The organism is Candidatus Protofrankia californiensis, assembly GCF_900634765.1.
Taxonomy (GTDB): domain Bacteria; phylum Actinomycetota; class Actinomycetes; order Frankiales; family Frankiaceae; genus Protofrankia; species Protofrankia californiensis.
In genome coordinates, this window is sequence record NZ_CAAAFT010000444.1 from 22,863 (window position 1) to 24,899 (window position 2,037).

Sequence of the window (2,037 nt, forward strand, 5' to 3'; positions counted from 1 at the left end):
CTGGAGAACGCCCTGCCCTCGCCGACCCCGCCCACGGCCATCCGACTGAGGTGGAACACCCCGGTCACCATGTCCAGGCTCGGCATGGCCAGCGGACGCCCGGACGCCGGCGAGAGGATGTTGTTGCTCGACAGCATCAGGATGCGCGCCTCGGCCTGCGCCTCCGCGGACAGCGGTAGGTGCACGGCCATCTGGTCCCCGTCGAAGTCCGCGTTGAACGCGGTGCAGACCAGCGGGTGGATCTGGATGGCCTTGCCCTCGACGAGCTGCGGTTCGAACGCCTGGATGCCCAGACGGTGCAGGGTCGGCGCACGGTTGAGCAGCACGGGGTGCTCGGTGATGACCTCTTCCAGCACGTCCCAGACGACCGGGCGGGCCCGCTCCACCATGCGCTTGGCCGACTTGATGTTCTGCGCGTGGTTGAGGTCGACCAGCCGCTTCATCACGAACGGCTTGAACAGCTCGAGCGCCATCTGCTTGGGCAGACCGCACTGGTGCAGCTTGAGCTGCGGGCCGACGACGATGACCGAACGGCCGGAGTAGTCGACACGCTTGCCCAGCAGGTTCTGGCGGAACCGACCCTGCTTGCCCTTGAGCATGTCCGACAGCGACTTGAGCGGACGGTTGCCCGGACCGGTCACCGGCCGGCCGCGGCGGCCGTTGTCGAACAGCGCGTCAACGGCCTCCTGCAGCATCCGCTTCTCGTTGTTGACGATGATCTCGGGCGCGCCGAGGTCGAGCAGCCTCTTGAGGCGGTTGTTACGGTTGATCACCCGGCGGTAGAGGTCGTTCAGGTCGGACGTGGCGAACCGGCCACCGTCGAGCTGCACCATCGGGCGCAGGTCCGGCGGGATCACCGGAACGCAGTCGAGCACCATCCCGTTCGGGGAGTTGCGGGTGTTGAGGAAGGCCGAGACGACCTTGAGGCGCTTGAGCGCCCGGGCCTTCTTCTGCCCCTTGCCGCTGCGGATGGTCTCCCGCAGCGACTCGGCCTCCGCCGCCAGATCGAAGTCGCTGAGCCTGCGCTGCAGGGCCTCAGCTCCCATGCCGCCTTCGAAGTACTGCCCGAACCGATCCCGCAGCTCACGGTAGAGCAGCTCGTCCGGCTCGAGGTCCTGGACCTTCATGCTCTTGAAACGGTCGAACACCCGGTCCAGATCGTCGATCTTCCGCTGGGCGCGGTCACGGATCTGGCGCATCTCGCGCTCGGCCGCCTCCCGCACCTTGCGCCTGACGTCGCCCTTGGCGCCCTCGGCCTCAAGCTGGGCGAGGTCGGCCTCCAGCTTCTTCTGCCGGGTCTCGACGTCGGCGTTCTTCTTGTCCTCGAGGTGCTGCTTCTCGACGGAGATACGGGCCTCGAGGGTGGGCAGGTCGCGGTGGCGCGCGTCCGTGTCCACACTTGTGATCATGTAGGCGGCGAAGTAGATGACCTTCTCAAGGTCCTTCGGCGCGAGGTCGAGCAGGTAGCCCAGGCGGCTCGGGACACCCTTGAAATACCAGATGTGGGTGACCGGTGCGGCCAGCTCGATGTGGCCCATCCGTTCACGGCGCACCTTGGCGCGGGTGACCTCGACACCGCAGCGCTCACAGATGATGCCCTTGAAACGAACGCGCTTGTACTTGCCGCAGTAGCATTCCCAGTCCCGGGTCGGACCGAAGATCTTCTCGCAGAAGAGCCCGTCCTTTTCCGGCTTGAGGGTGCGGTAGTTGATTGTCTCCGGCTTCTTGACCTCGCCGTGTGACCACTGGCGGATGTCATCCGCCGTGGCGAGGCCGATGCGCAGCTCGTCGAAGAAGTTGACGTCGAGCACGTGTCTTCTCTCTCTGCCGTCTGGCTGCCCGCTGTCGCCGGCAGGCTTCGTGAGGATGGCGGCGGCTGTGGGCTTGGGCCGTCAGTTTGTCCAAGGTCGGCGGGGATACCGCGACACGGCCGGTGTTTCCGGGCTACCGGGTACCGTGTCCCGACCGCGTGGTCCGCGGCCACGGCGGCGCGAACGCAGCGACTTCGGGCAGATCACCTCGTGATCCCCCGTGGTC

The 2,037-nt window shown here is 66.6% G+C and carries 1 pseudogene; it reads right to left on the reverse strand.

The features are described from left to right. A pseudogene (locus DD1DGNOD_RS30130) lies at positions 1–1,811 on the reverse strand (DNA-directed RNA polymerase subunit beta'); the annotation flags it as partial. Between the last annotated feature and the right edge of the window lie 226 nt (positions 1,812–2,037).